The following is a 13,618-nucleotide window of genomic DNA, read 5'->3' as shown; positions in this document are numbered from 1 at the left end:
GATTCCACCTCACGATGGACACCCTTGCCTTTGGCTAGCCCTTCCCGCTACCGGGCGGACTCGGGACTTTCACCCTATAGAACGTGCGCTCACCGGGCGCACATAAAAAGCTGCTGCAGCACAATCGCTGCAGCAGCTTTTATGTCCGGGACTCAGAAAAGCTCTGATATATTCAGAGATCCCCATTAAAATGCCCAGTTGCCGTCGCGGAAGATCGGCACGGTGCGGCCGTCGCGCGTGTGCGCGTCGATGGACAGGTCGGCGGAGCCGATCATGAAGTCCTCATGCACCATGGAATCGTTGATGCCCTTGGCACGGCACTCGTCGAGCGTGTAGTTCTCAAAATTCTTGATCGTGTCGGCAAAGCCCATGCCGAGCGCCAGATGGCAGGCGGCGTTCTCGTCGAACAGCGTGTTGTAGAACAGCAGGCCGGAATTCTGGATCGGGGAGTTATAGGGAACGAGCGCGCACTCGCCGAGGTAGGAAGCGCCCTCATCCATGGAGATGAGCTTCTGCAGAAGGGCCTCGTTCTTTTCGGCATGGACCTCGACGGCCTTGCCGCCCTCAAAGCGGATGGAGAAGTTCTCGATAAGCTGGCCCTGATAGGACAGAGGCTTCGTGGAATAGACGATGCCCTCTGCCACGCCGCGCTTCGGAGAGATGAAGACCTCCTCCGTCGGGATGTTCGGGTTGAAGAAGTGGCCGAGCAGAGAGTTCTCGCCGCCGCCCTTGAATTCGGCGTCTTCGATCATGCCGACCTTGAAATTCGTGCCGTTCGAGCTGTGATATTCCAGCTCCGTGATGCCGAGGTCGTTCAGATAGGCACAGCGGCGGGCGAGGTCCTCGTTATGGGCCTTCCATGCGGCAACGGGGTCGTCGTCCACGCGGGAGGCGGCCAGAATGGCTTCCCACAGCTTCTCGACGGCCTGTGCCTTCGACAGGTTCGGGAAGAGCTTCTTTGCCCACGCAACACCGGGGACGGCCGCGATGCACCACTGATACTTGTTCTCGATCTGGTCGCGGTACGGGCGGATGACCTTGTACTTGGCCTGACCGGCCTTGGCCATCTTTTCCTGATTGACGCCGCGCAGACCGTCCGGGTCCTCGGAAATCAGGTAGATGCGGCAGGGAATCTCATCGACATAGTGCTGCCAGCGGGCCTCCTCCCAGTTTTCCAGCGTGGAGAGGTTCTTCTGGCTGCGCCAGCGGACATGGAGCTTCGTCAGCGGCTGATAGTCCCAGTCCACCACAACGCGCTTGGCACCGGCGCGGTAGCATTCCTCAACGACCATCTTTACGAATTCGGGCTGATCGAGCTCGGCGGCGATGAAGACCTCCTGACCCTTCTGGACATTGACGCCGACCGTGGCGATCAGCGTGGCATATTTGCGCAGTACGGACTTTTTCATATTGTCCTCCTTGTAATAATGAATGGAATCTATCGCTATTCTAGCAGAAACCCCACCGGAATGCAACCGAAAATGCATGCGGAAGTTTCTCGTTGCAAATTCCCGCCGGAGCGGGTAAAATAGAAGAGAAAACCATACCACGGAGGAACCTATGACAAACGAAGCTTTTCAGGCGCTGCTTGCGCGCGGCCCCGTACTGCTCGACGGCGCGACCGGCTCGAACCTGATGCGCGCGGGCATGCCGCGCGGCATCTGCACGGAGGTCTGGGTCACAGAGCATCCGGAGCCTCTGCTGGCTCTGCAGCGGGACTATATCGCGGCCGGGTCGCAGATCATCTATGCGCCGACGTTCTGCGCCAACCGGCGCGGGCTTGCACGCTGCGGCCGCGAGAACGATGTTGCGCTTCTGAACCGGCAGCTCGTTGCGCTGTCGCGCGAGGCGGCGGGCGGCCGCGCGCTCGTGGCAGGCGACCTCACAACGACCGGCGTGCCGCTCGAGCCTGCCGGGACGATGACATATCACGAGCTGTTTGAAATTTACACGGAGCAAATTACGGCATTGGCCGAGGCCGGGGCCGACCTGCTCGTTGTGGAGACCATGCTCGGCATCGACGAGATGACCGTCGCCCTCGAGGCGGCGCAGAGTGTCTGCGCCCTGCCGGTCCTGTGCAGCATGACGGTGCAGGCCGATGGCAGCGGCTATTTCGGCGGGACCTGCGTCGAGGCCGTGGAGACGCTGCAGGAGCTCGGCGCGGCCGCAGTCGGCATCAACTGCTCCACCGGCCCGGACCAGCTCGAAAGCCTTGTGCGCAATATGAAGCAGGCCGCGAAGGTGCCGCTCCTTGTCAAGCCGAATGCGGGTATGCCGGAGATCTCGCCGGAGGGCGAGGCCATCTATTCCATGGGCCCGGCGGCATTCGCGCAGCATATGCGCACGCTGATCGATGCCGGAGCTGCACTCGTCGGCGGCTGCTGCGGCACGGATCCGCGCTATATTTCCGCCCTGCGGGACGTTTTGCCCAGATAATGCTCCGCCTGCTGCGCCGCCGCTGCGCCGTCCGAGACGGCCGTAACGATCTGGCGCAGCTGCTTTTCCCGCACGTCGCCTGCGGCAAAAACGCCCGGCAGGCCGGTCCGTGTCGTCTCGTCCGCGCAGTAATAGCCGTCCGGCGTCCGGCGGAGCTGCTCGCCGCCGAGGGCGGAGACAGGCGTGCGGCCGATGCAGACAAACAGGCCGCTGATCTCCAGCTCCCGGCCGTTCTGCAGGCGGATGCCGGTCAGGCGCTCACGGCCCAGCAGCTCCGTTACGATGCTGTTCCGGCAGAATGTCACATTGTCCTGCTTTTCCAGCGCCGCCAGCTCTGCGGCAGATGCCCGGAATGTGCTGCGGCGGTGCACGAGCGACACATGGCGGCACAGCCGCGACAGCAGCAGGGCTTCGCTGACGGCGGAATTGCCGCCGCCGACCACGGCGACGTCCTTCCCGCGGAAAAACGCCCCGTCGCAGGCGGCGCAGTAGCTCACGCCGGGCAGCTCGTCCTCCTGCGGCAGCCCGAGCCTCCGCGGGCCCGCTCCCGTGGCGAGCACAACGGTCCGGGCAAGGACCGGCCCGCCGTCTGTCTGCAGCTCCTTTACGCGGCCGGTGAGCTGCGCGCTGCGGACGTCGGCCAGCAGAAAAATGGCCCCCGCGCGCTCCGCACCCGCTTTCATGCCGTCTGCCAGCGCGGCTCCGTCTGCGCCTTCCGGAAAGCCGGGGTAATTCTCAATGTGCTGCGTCTGCGCCATCTGCCCGCCGGGGCCGAGCCGCTCGAGAACGAGCACGTCCAGCCCGGCGCGGGCGGCATAGAGAGCCGCCGTGCAGCCCGCCGGTCCGGCCCCGACCACGGCCATGTCATAGCATCTCATGCTTCGCCGCTCCGCAGAAATTCTTCCAGCTCCGCCGGTGTTTTTGCGCCGGTCGTGCGCCGGAGCAGCCTGCCGGAGCGGAACAGCAGCAGCGTCGGGACGGTCAGCACGTCAAACCGCGCCGCAAGCTCGGGCTGGGCGTCCACATCGACCTTTCCGATGCGCAGCTCCGGCCGGGCCTCTGCCAGCATCTCCAGCACCGGCGCAAGCGCACGGCACGGGCCGCACCACGCGGCAAAGAGGTCTACGAGCACCGGCCCCTCGGCCTGCAGGACCTCCTGCTCGAAATTTTCTTCCGTCAAAGGTAAAATCGGCATAAAAATCACTCCCTTCGGCGCTTAGTCTGCGCAGAAGGGAGCAATTCTATGTTTATAACGGAAGCGGAGCGTCGTTTTCGTAGGTCAGATAGCGGAAGCAATGGCCGCCGTCCTCCTGCAGGGGGCTGGTGTCCGTGCAGCGCCAGTTCGGGAGCCGGTCCAGATCGGGGAAAAACCGGTCGGCAGGCAGGTCGGCGCAGGTCTGCGTGAGCAGCACGCGGCTGCACCACGGCAGCAGCGCGCGGTAGACGCTCGCACCGCCGATGAGGCACAGCGAATCGGCCGGACGGGTACGCAGGGCTTCCTGCAGGGCCGCAAGCGACGGAAACACCGCTGCGCCCGGCACGGAAAAGCCGGGCGTGGCTGAGAGAATCCAGTTCTCGCGGTTCGGCAGCGGGCGCGCGTGGGGGAAGGTGAGCAGGGTCTTGCGGCCATAGATCACGGTCTTCCCGGTCGTGAGCGCGCGGAAGCGGCGCAGGTCGGTGGGAATGGAGACAAGCAGATCGCCGTCCCTCCCGATGCCCCAGTTTTGCGTGACGTTGACGATGCAGTCCATGGCTCCTCCTAAATGGCGACAGGAATTCTGGCCGAAAACGGATGATAGCGGTAGTTCTCCACCTGCACGCTGTCCGGCGTGAAGGCATAGAAGTCCGTGACCGCAGGATCGAGCTGGAATTCCGGCGCGGGATACGGCTCCAGCTCCAGCATCTGCTCGACAAGCGGAATGTGGCGGTCGTAGATATGGCAATCGGCGATTACATGCACGAGCTCGCCTGCGACAAGACCGCTGACCTGCGCCAGCATGTGCACGAGCACGGCATACTGCACGACATTCCAGTTGTTTGCCGTGAGCATGTCCTGCGAGCGCTGATTCAGAATGGCGTTGAGCCGGTTGCCGCTGACATTGAACGTCATGGAATAGGCGCAGGGATACAGAGCCATCTCGTGCAGATCGGCGAAATTGTAGAGGTTTGTCAGAATGCGGCGGCTGGCCGGGTTGTGCTTCAGGTCGTATAGCACGCGGTCGACCTGATCGAACTCTCCCTCCGGGAAGCGGTATTTGATGCCGAGCTGATAGCCGTAGGCCTTGCCGATGGAGCCGTTCTCATCGGCCCAGCTGTCCCAGATGTGGCTGCCGAGGTCGCGGACGTTGTTCGACTTCTTCTGCCAGATCCACAGAAGCTCCTCCACGCATGAGCGCCAATAGGTGCGGCGCAGCGTCATGAGCGGGAATTCCTCCTGCAGATCATAGCGGTTCACCACACCGAAGCACTTGACCGTATGGGCCGGGGAACCGTCCGCCCAGCGCGGGCGAACGGACTGATCGGTGTCCCAGACACCCTCGCGCAGGATGCGTGCACACGTCTCGCGGTAGAGCAAATCGGCGCGGCTCATTTTGCGGTGGATTCGAAGGTATAGGTGATGGAGCGATGGAACGTCTCACCGGCCTTCAGCACGGAGGAGCCGAATTCCGGATGGTTCGGCGTGTCGGGGCAGGCCTCCGGCTCAATGGCAAAGCCCTGATTCGGATGGAGCTTGCCCGAGAGGAATTCACCGGTGTAGAGCTGCAGGGCAGGGTAGTCCGTGTGCAGCGACAGGCGGACGCCGCCGTCCTCTGCCACAAGAGCGTCCTGCCCGTCGAGCACGAAGCCGTGGTCAAAGTTCTGCGCAATGGTGTGCGGCGTGCGGAAGTCGAACGGGCCCTCGGCCGGGCGCAGCTCGCCGGTGGGAATGAGCTCGCCGTCCACGGGGATCCAGCGGCCGGCATTGATCTGCAGCGTCGTTCCGAGGATGCTCTCTGTGCCGCCGAGGTTGAAATACATGTGCGTCGTTGGCGCAAGGATGGTGTCCTTTGTGCTGACACCCTCAAAATCGAGGAACAGCCGGCTGCCCTCCACGCGATAGGTGACGTGCATCGTCAGCGCGCCGGGATAGCCCGCGTCGCCGTCCGGCGTGTGCAGCGTGAAGCGAACGGCCTGCTCCCCAAGGCATTCAGCTGCCCAGATGCGCTTGTGGAAGCCGACGCTGCCGCCGTGCAGGTGATTGCGGCCCTCGTTCTGCTCGACCTGCACCGTCTCGCCGTTCAGCGGAAAGCGGCCGCCCGCAATGCGGTTGGCATAGCGTCCGACGATCGCGCCGAGATAGCTGGTGTCCTGCAGATAGTCGTCCGGGGTCTTCAGGCTGACCACGACATTGCGGCCCAGATAAGCAAGCTTTGTGACGGTCGCACCGAGGCTCATCACGGAGACGGAAAGCGTATCGGAAGAGATGGTATACATGCTGTAGCCATAGAAATCAGATAACTGGATCATAATGCTGCACTCCTTCCCGCCGGGGGCGGATCATAATATACAATTAAATTATAGCGTATTTTCGGCGCTCCGTCAACGGCGGTTATAGGGTCGGAACGTTTTTCATCCGGCTTTACAATGCTGCGGAAATATGCTATACTGAATAAGTTAAAAACAAAAAGCTTTTGTGGCTCCGGCAGGGCATATGTACAGCCGGGGATGGACAAGGGAATGCAGTGAGAGCCTGCAACGCCGACCGGCGCTGTATGTGCAAGACGCGAGCTCCATGGGCGAAAGCCGGTCATTGGGGCGACCTGAGAAGGCTGAGCGCCGCGTTGCGGGGGAGACCCGGGAGCACGAGTCAGAAGACCTACAGAAGCATGCGGCGCAGGTGCGCCATGACGCAGGAAAACGGCTGCGGCAGGGGAAACGAGGCCCTCTGCCGCAGTGTTTTTATTATTTTCGTATCAAGAAAGGAAGATTGGATCATGAAACGAATGATCGCGGCGATCCTTGTGCTGTGCATGGTGCTGTGCAGCATCCCGGTCGCAGCAGCGGCAAGTTTTGATGAGTTTTTTGCGGACGTTCCGGCGACCGTGGAAAACGACGCCTCCTATCCCTTTGCGGAGAGCGACGACGAGACTTGCCTGATATCCGGCAACAAGGGTGTGGGGGGAACGACTTCCACCCTCAAGCTGACCTTCCGGAGCGGCGGTACGTTCCGCTTCTCCTATAAGGTCTCCAGCGAGTCCAACTATGACTACATGGCGGTCACGAAGAACGGAACGAACCTGACGCAGTCCAGCAAGGCTTCGTATTCTGGTGCGATGACGTCCTTCCAGACCTACACGATGGAGGTCGCGGCGAATGACGTCGTGACCATCGGGTATTCCAAGGACTACAGCAGCGATAAGAACGATGACACGCTCTATCTGAAGGACTTCAGCTGCAAAACGTACTATGGCGTCACGTTCACGGGCGCGCCTGCAGGCACGGCCTTTACGCTGACGGACAGCGCGGATGCTTCCTATGCCGTGACGGACGGCAAGGCCAGCGTTCCGGCGGGCGAGTACCGCTATACGGCCGAGGCCTTCGGCTATGCGCAGGCCACCGGCAGCTTTACCGTGACGGATGCGGCCGTTGAAGTCCCCGTGACCATGACGGAGCTTGCACGCCATAAGGCGGCGTTCTTGATCACGGGCCTTGCCGCAGGCACGACGGCGGCCGTTACCGTGAAGCACGGCGACAATGTTATGCAGGCCGAGGAGGACGGCTCCTACCTGCTCTTCCCGGCGGACTATTCCTATCAGGTGAAGGCTGCGGGCTATAAGACGGCACGCGGCACGTTCACGCTCGGCGAGGCCGACACGACGGTCAAGGTCACCATGGTCCCCGGCATCGAATGGGACGGAACGGTGGCAGACGGCTTTGCGGGCGGCACCGGTACGCAGGCCGATCCCTATCTCATCTCGAACGGCGAGGAGCTGGCCTATCTGTCCGCGCAGGTCGCCTCCGGCAATGCCTTTGCCGGAAAGCATGTGACACTCGCAGCCAATCTGGACATGGGCAATGTGGCCTTCACGCCGATCGGCAGCGATGCCCGCCGCTTCGCGGGCAGCTTTGACGGCGCGTATCACACGATCGATAATCTGCTCGTCTCGCAGACGACGGATTATGCCGGCCTGTTCGGCTGCCTGGATACCGGCGCGGCCGTACGCCGCCTGACGGTCCGCGGCAGCATCTCCGGCCGCGGCTATGTCGGCGGCATCGCCGGTCAGGCGGACAGCGCCACGATCGAGGCCTGCGCGAACTATGCCACGGTCACCGGTACGAGCCGGAATGTCGGCGGTATCGTCGGCCGTCTGAACGGCAAGTCCGCTGCGCGCTCGACCGTCCTGCGCTGCGCGAACTTCGGCACGATCAGCAATGGTACGAACAATTTCTCGGCCGGTATCGTTGGCACTGCCTACTATACTACGCTGAGCGAGTGCTATAACGTCGGCTCCGCCACCGGAAACCGCGTCGGCGGCATTCTCGGCCAGACGGATTCGAACACGACCGTGACGTCCTGCTACAATGCCGGTGCGATCACACTGGCGGCAGCGGGCAATTATAATTATGCGGGCTCGCTCATCGGCTACAACGGCGGCTCCGTTTCGAACTGCTATTACCTCACGGGCACGCAGGCCATCGGCAGCGGCTCCGGCGACACGACTGCCCTCACGGAAGAGCAGCTGAAGTCGTTCGACACCGTGCTGAAGCTCGGCGGCGCATTCGTGAACGACGCGAAGAATCAGAACAGCGGCTATCCCGTCCTTGCCTGGCAGGATGCGGATGCCAAGCTCATCGTGGCGTTCTCCGTCAACATGACCGGCGCTTCCGTCCATGTCTACGATGCGCAGAACGTGGAGCAGACCCCGGAGGAGGACGGCACCTATCGCCTTGTCTCCGGCAGCTATACCTATCTTGTCACGCGCGATGAGTGCGACGATGTGACCGGAAGCTTTACGATCGACGGCGCAGGCCGCACCATCACGGTCACCCTCTCGGTCCGCACCTATCCCGTCAGCGTGACGCTGACCCCGGCCGAGGCAAAGCTCGTTCTTCGTGATGCCGATGGCAAGCAGTGGAGCGCCGTGAACGGCGCATGGCGCCTGCCGAAGGGAAGCTACACCTATGAGGCGAGCCTGTTCGGCTACGAGACCGCGTCGGGCAGCCTGACGGTCACGGGCGAAAACGACAGCCTGCATGTCACGCTGCAGCAGGCGGCGCGCCATAGTGTGCGCATTGCCACCGTGAAGGCGGACGACGGCAGCGCGCTGAGCGGCGCGGACATTACCGTGACGCATGCCGAGGGCGGCGAGCAGACGGCGGTGAACGGCGTCTACAGCCTGCCGGACGGCACCTATTCCTATGCCGTTATGCTGGACGGCTATCTGAATGTGGCCGGTTCCTTCACGGTCGCGGGCAAGGATCTGACTGTTACGGTCAGACTCGAGGAGGGCAGCAATGTCTGGACGGGCAAGGCCTCCGATACCGCGCCGGAGACGAAGACCGAAAACGGCGTGACGTGGTACCTCATCAAGACGCCTGAGGAGCTGGCGTGGTTTGCCGCGAAGGTCAACGGCGGTGAGACGACGATCAACGCCCGTATCATGGTGAACCTCGTGCTCAACAGTGCAGAGGCACCGAAGGCCAACCGCTGGGGCGGCTTTGGCAAGTACAACTTGCAGTACAGCGGCATCTTTGACGGCAACGGCAAGACGATCAGCGGCTATTACAGCTGCGATAATGACGATACCTACGAATCTGCGATGGGCCTGTGCGGCTATCTCGGCGCGGACGGCGTGATCAAGAATGTCACGCTTGTCGGTATGATCGAGGGCGACGGCGCGATCGGCGCCTTCGCCAACCAGAGCTACGGCCGTATCGAGGGCTGCGTCAGCCGCGTGAACATCACGAATGCGGCCTCCTACGGCGGCGTGACGGGCGGCATCGCCGCGCGCGTCTATGCCAGCGGTGCGATCGTGAACTGCGGCAACGAGGGCAGCGTGACCTGCACGCTGAGCAGCGCCTATTCCGACGCGAAGGTCGGCGGCATCGTCGGCGCGAGCTATGCGCCCATCACGGGCTGCTATAACACCGGCGCGATCAACGGCGGCAGCAACAACCGCGGCTATGTCGGCGGCATCGTCGGCTACACCGAAAACGGCAGCGTGCAGATCCTGAACTGCTACAACACCGGCTCCGTTACCGGCGCGACCTGCGTCGGCGGCATCGCGGGCAAGCACACCGGCGGCACGGATCCCACGGTCACGAACTGCTATAACACCGGCAGCGTCAAGGGCGCTTCCTGCGGCGCGCTCGTCGGCGAATATGCGGCCGAAATTCGGAACAGCTATTATCTCGAAGGCTCCGCCTCTGCTGCGACCGGCAACACGAAGGACGGCGTCAATGTCGAAGCGACGGCCAAGACCGCCGTGGAGATGAAGGAGACTGCCTTCGTTCTCGCGCTCGGCAATGAAGCCTTCCACCAGGATGACGGTCGCAACGGCGGCTATCCGCTGCTGGCATGGCAGGGCGGCACGCATGTGGTCAACACGGCGGCGGCCGAGGCCATTGCGCGCGCGGCGGAAAAGCTCACGGTCGAGCCGACGCTCGTCATCGAGAACTGCACGCTGGCGCTCGCTTCGACGGTCGAGGGCTTTGACGGCACGATCACCTGGGCCAGCTCGAACGGCGCGGTCATCACGCCGGAGGGCGTTGTGACGCTCCCGTCCACGGGAACGGTCTATGTGAAGCTGACGGCGACGCTGGCCTATGGCGGCGAGACCGGGACGAAGACCTTCCTCATCACGGTGAAGTCCCTGAAGGCGCAGAACGACGAGCTCGTCACGGCGGCCAAGTCCCTGCTGGACAGCAAGTCCACGCTGAACCCGGTCCCCGGTACGGATACGAACCTCTGCACCTATGTGGAAAACTATCTGAGCAGAAATAACCTTGACGGCATCACCGTCACCGTGAAGGACCCCGGCGCGCTCGATTATCCGATGGATGTGGCGCAGACGACCGGCATCGCGGCCGACGGCAAGATCACCTATTTCAACGCGGACCCCGCAACGCTGGGCCTTGCGGCGCACTTTGCCCGCGTCTCCGGCGTGGAGCTGACGCTTACGCGCGGCGAGAGCAGCGCGGATATCACGGCGATGGTCATCCTGAACTGGGATCTGGACACCGTCCGGGATTACCTCGAAAAGGCGGCGGCCTCCGTTACGTTCGATACCATCCGCAATCAGAATACAAGCGAAGCGGAGATTATCTCCGACCTGCAGCTCCCGCAGCGTACCGGCGCTTATCCGTTCGTCACGTTCGCCTGGACATCCGATTCCAAGCTGATCTCCATCGAGGGCAGCACGGCGGGCGAAGTCCTGACGGGCCGCGTCACACGCCCGAGCGTTGACACGAAGGTCCATCTCTATCCGACCCTGACGTTCCAGCTCAACGAGAGCTCGCTGCAGGCCGAGGGCTTCCGTCTGACGCTCCCGGCCGAGGATCTCGAGCCGCTGCGTCAGCAGATGCAGAAGGAGCTTGACGAGAACTATCTCGTCACAAAGCTGACCTATGTTGTGACCGGCGAGGTCATCGACCCCGAGGCCGTGAACGGCGACATCCAGCTCCTCACGGCACGCGCTACCGGCATCGAGAACTATGACGATTATAAGTTCATCGTCACTTCGGGCGATCCGGATGTGGCCGAGATCAACGCCTACCGCGCCAATATCTACCGCCCGATGCCCGGCGAGGCCGCGGCGGAGGTGACGTTGACCGTCACCATGCAGCACAAGACAAAGGACGTCTCCGTGCAGAAGCAGATCGCCCTCAAGGTCCTGCCGCTGACAAAGGCGGAGCTTGACGATGCGCTGAACCTCATGGAGCAGGTCAAGGCCCACTACTGGGATGGTCTGAACGACGGAGCGAACGAGTCGCGGTACGCCGTGACGAAGAGCCTGCACGCCTTCCGCGAGGCCGTTGCGGGCGAGAACGGCGGCCTGACGTGGCTGTATGACTACCGCGACGCGCATGGTGCTGGCATCGTGGCCGGAGATCAGGCGGATTATTCCTCCGTCGGCGGTCAGGAGCAGTATAACAAGTTCAAGTCCAGCAATCCGGCCGTCATTGCCCATGAGAATCTGGTGCTGACGCAGCCGAAGTACAACACGTCCGTCACCGTTGAGAGCGTGCTGGAGCATGCCGTCTTTGCCAAGTATGCCAAGAAGATTACGTCCGGCGCATGGTATGACGACTACTTCTCCAAGCTGACCGGTCAGAAGGTCTCCGCCACCATGACGGTCCTCGGCACGGACGGTCCGAACCCGGGCGGCGACCAGCCTCCCGTCAGGACGACGGTCACGGTCGTGCTGACCGGCGTGAACGGTGTCGGCGCAGTGGACCGCACGTTTGACACGACGTCGGACAAGACCGTGGCGGAGGCTCTGCAGGAGGGCCTTGGCGAGGACTACACGCTCACGGTCAGCGGCTATGGCTACATCGGCAGCCTGACCGGCCCGGACGATTTCAACGCCGCCAATGCGGGCGTTGAGTTCTGGGGTCAGTATTACTACATCGACGGCGCGTATGACACGTCCTCTCCGCTGACGGTCCCTGTCACGGACGGCGCGGTCTACGGTATCTTCGCCAACGAGAAGAACACGACCGGCGAGAACTATGGCTACAAGTACAACGTCTGGATCCACGAGCGCAGCGTTACCGCCGAGGCCGAGACGGCCTTTGACGTCACGGTCTACCAGATGCAGGGCAATACCGCCGTGCCGCAGGCAGGCGTGAAGGTCTACGCGGACGGCAATGTGATGGGCGTCAGCGATGAGAACGGCAAGGTTATCTGCCGCTTTGAGCATGCGGGCGACTATGTGCTCACGACCGGCGACGAGCTGCACACCTACAGCCAGTGCCGCGTCCATGTGACGGAGAAGCCCTTCAAGGCGACGGTCACGGTCCGCCTGACGGGCGTGAACGGCATCGGCGCGATCGACCGCACGCTGGAGGTCCCTTCCTCCAGCACGGTCGCAGAGGCGCTGCAGCAGGGCTTCGGCGAGGACTATGTCCTCACGGTCAGCGAATATGGCTACATCGGCAGCCTGACTGGCCCGGAAGACTTCAACGCGGCCAATGCGGCAGTGGCATACTGGGGCCAGTATTACTTCGTGAACGGCGCGTATGATACGTCCTCCCCGCTGACGGTCCCCGTCACGGCCGGCGGCATCTACGGCGTGTTTGCCAATGAGTCGACGGCCGACTCCGACAGCTACTACGGCTATAAGTACAACGTCTGGTTCCACGAGACCGCGCTCACCGCAGCGGCGAGCGAGACGTTCACGGCAACGGTGTACCAGATGGGAACCGGTGTTGCTCCGGCAGAGGGCGTGCAGATCTTCTGCGGCGGCGAGCTGCTCGGCAGGACGGCCGCGGACGGCACGTTTGCCTGGCACTTTGACACCGCAGGCGTCTACGTCCTCACGACGGGCGACAGCAACCACACCTACAGCCAGTGTGTCGTCACGGTGACGGGCAAGGCCCCGGTGTGTGACGGCGGTGCGAACTGCCCGAGCCGCGCCTTCCCGGATCTTGATCCCGCGCAGTGGTATCACCTCAGCACGGACTATGCCATCACGAACCACCTGTTCATCGGCTTTGAGGACGGCACGTTCCGCCCGAACGGCCAGATGAGCCGCGCGATGTTCGCCATGGTGCTCTGGCGCGTGGCAGGCAGCCCGGCAAGCTCCGCGGCGCTCCCGTTTGCGGATGTCGCTGCCGATGCCTGGTATGCCGATGCAGTCCGCTGGGCCTATGCGGCCGGCGTGATCAACGGCGTGTCCACCACGGCGTTCGACCCCGAGTCCCCGGTGACCCGCGAGCAGATGGTCACGATGATCGTCCGTTATGCGGAAAAGATCGGCGCTGTCACCGGCGCACGCGATGATCTGTCGCAGTTCTCCGATGGGATGCAGGTCAGCTCCTATGCGCTCGCAGCGGTGCGCTGGGCAGTCGCCGTCGGCCTGCTGCGTGGTATGGACAACGGCCGCCTCGAGCCGCAGGGCACGGCGACCCGCGCAGAGGTTGCAACGCTGCTGATGCGTTTCGCCGCTCTCCGCAAGTAAGGCTTGGCGCTCCCGTACCG

8 protein-coding genes and 1 riboswitch are annotated in these 13,618 nt (G+C 62.9%); of the genes, 2 read left to right on the top strand and 6 right to left on the bottom strand.

The window, feature by feature from the left end:
• Positions 1-185: 185 nt before the first annotated feature.
• On the bottom strand, positions 186-1,409 hold the full coding sequence (locus ACMKFF_RS07890) for an aminopeptidase (protein WP_349135701.1): 1,224 nt from the start codon (positions 1,407-1,409) through the stop codon (positions 186-188).
• Positions 1,410-1,560: 151 nt separating this feature from the next.
• On the opposite strand from ACMKFF_RS07890, the gene ACMKFF_RS07885 reads away from it, so the two are divergent.
• Complete coding sequence (locus ACMKFF_RS07885) at positions 1,561-2,436, top strand: homocysteine S-methyltransferase family protein (protein WP_419496591.1); 876 nt, start codon at positions 1,561-1,563, stop codon at positions 2,434-2,436.
• Here the strand turns inward: ACMKFF_RS07885 and ACMKFF_RS07880 are convergent.
• The 5 genes from ACMKFF_RS07880 to ACMKFF_RS07860 are packed head-to-tail and all read right to left on the bottom strand — an operon-like array spanning position 2,400 to position 5,943.
• Positions 2,400-3,314, bottom strand: coding sequence for an NAD(P)/FAD-dependent oxidoreductase (locus ACMKFF_RS07880; protein WP_419496590.1), 915 nt, complete (start codon positions 3,312-3,314; stop codon positions 2,400-2,402). The genes ACMKFF_RS07885 and ACMKFF_RS07880 overlap by 37 nt on opposite strands.
• The gene (gene trxA / locus ACMKFF_RS07875) at positions 3,311-3,631 is read right to left on the bottom strand and encodes a thioredoxin (protein ID WP_419496589.1); all 321 of its coding nucleotides are present in this window, start codon (positions 3,629-3,631) and stop codon (positions 3,311-3,313) included. The genes ACMKFF_RS07880 and trxA overlap by 4 nt, the downstream gene beginning before the upstream one ends.
• Before the next feature lie 52 nt (positions 3,632-3,683).
• Positions 3,684-4,187 carry a dihydrofolate reductase gene (locus ACMKFF_RS07870; protein WP_419496588.1) on the bottom strand — a complete coding sequence of 168 codons (504 nt, stop codon included), beginning with the start codon at positions 4,185-4,187 and terminating at the stop codon, positions 3,684-3,686.
• An 8-nt stretch (positions 4,188-4,195) separates the two neighbouring features.
• The gene (thyA, locus tag ACMKFF_RS07865; protein WP_419496587.1) at positions 4,196-5,026 is read right to left on the bottom strand and encodes a thymidylate synthase; all 831 of its coding nucleotides are present in this window, start codon (positions 5,024-5,026) and stop codon (positions 4,196-4,198) included.
• Positions 5,023-5,943, bottom strand: a complete 921-nt coding sequence (locus ACMKFF_RS07860) for an aldose epimerase family protein (protein ID WP_419496586.1) — start codon at positions 5,941-5,943, stop codon at positions 5,023-5,025. Before ACMKFF_RS07860 ends, thyA begins: the two co-directional genes overlap by 4 nt.
• Positions 5,944-6,090: 147 nt before the next feature.
• A riboswitch (cobalamin riboswitch) is annotated at positions 6,091-6,315 on the top strand.
• A 95-nt stretch (positions 6,316-6,410) separates the two neighbouring features.
• Here ACMKFF_RS07860 and ACMKFF_RS07855 point away from each other — a divergent pair.
• A complete protein-coding gene (locus ACMKFF_RS07855) occupies positions 6,411-13,598 on the top strand; it encodes an S-layer homology domain-containing protein (protein ID WP_419496585.1) in 7,188 nt (2,395 codons plus the stop codon).
• The last annotated feature ends 20 nt before the right edge of the window (positions 13,599-13,618 follow it).

This window comes from Faecousia sp. (assembly GCF_048519415.1).
Lineage (GTDB): Bacteria > Bacillota > Clostridia > Oscillospirales > Oscillospiraceae > JAZOXB01.
Note: the sequence above shows the minus strand (reverse complement) of the source record. Positions and strands in the feature narration are given on the sequence as shown.

Bases quoted from the DNA above. Each gene is read 5' to 3' on its own strand.
- thyA (WP_419496587.1), bottom strand. From the start codon at position 5,026: ATGAGCCGCGCCGATTTGCTCTACCGCGAGACGTGTGCACGCATCCTG.
- ACMKFF_RS07880 (WP_419496590.1), bottom strand. From the start codon at position 3,314: ATGAGATGCTATGACATGGCCGTGGTCGGGGCCGGACCGGCGGGCTGC.
- ACMKFF_RS07885 (WP_419496591.1), top strand. From the start codon at position 1,561: ATGACAAACGAAGCTTTTCAGGCGCTGCTTGCGCGCGGCCCCGTACTG.
- trxA (WP_419496589.1), bottom strand. From the start codon at position 3,631: ATGCCGATTTTACCTTTGACGGAAGAAAATTTCGAGCAGGAGGTCCTG.
- ACMKFF_RS07870 (WP_419496588.1), bottom strand. From the start codon at position 4,187: ATGGACTGCATCGTCAACGTCACGCAAAACTGGGGCATCGGGAGGGAC.
- ACMKFF_RS07890 (WP_349135701.1), bottom strand. From the start codon at position 1,409: ATGAAAAAGTCCGTACTGCGCAAATATGCCACGCTGATCGCCACGGTC.
- ACMKFF_RS07855 (WP_419496585.1), top strand. From the start codon at position 6,411: ATGAAACGAATGATCGCGGCGATCCTTGTGCTGTGCATGGTGCTGTGC.
- ACMKFF_RS07860 (WP_419496586.1), bottom strand. From the start codon at position 5,943: ATGATCCAGTTATCTGATTTCTATGGCTACAGCATGTATACCATCTCT.